This window comes from Pseudomonas sp. EA_5y_Pfl2_R50, from assembly GCF_963970475.1.
Taxonomy (GTDB): Bacteria; Pseudomonadota; Gammaproteobacteria; order Pseudomonadales; family Pseudomonadaceae; genus Aquipseudomonas.
This window is the reverse complement of sequence record NZ_CAXAPT010000227.1, coordinates 1-290: the sequence shown is the minus strand read 5'-3', so window position 1 is coordinate 290 and position 290 is coordinate 1. Positions and strand designations below refer to the sequence as shown.

Below are 290 nucleotides of genomic sequence, written 5' to 3'. Positions count from 1 at the left end.
GCTAGCCATGCGCAAAAGGTGCTGGGGTTTGTGCTGGAGGCACGCCTTGAAATGCCCCGGTTGGGCACCCGCAAGCTGCATGATCTTATGCAATCCGAGCCTGAACTGACGCAAACGGTAGGCCGGGATCGGTTGTTCGATATTTTGCGGGATCATCGACAACTGGTCCCACGCAAACGCGCTTATCACAAGACTACCGACAGCCATCATCGCTTCCGCCGACATCCGAACCGGCTCAAGCCCGGTCCTGACCAAGTCACTGCCACCGGGCCGGAACAGGTCTGGGTGGC

At 59.3% G+C, this 290-nt stretch carries 1 pseudogene; it reads left to right on the top strand.

Going from position 1 to position 290, the window contains the following annotated elements:
- Positions 1-290, top strand: a pseudogene (locus AACY19_RS27570) (IS3 family transposase); the annotation flags it as partial.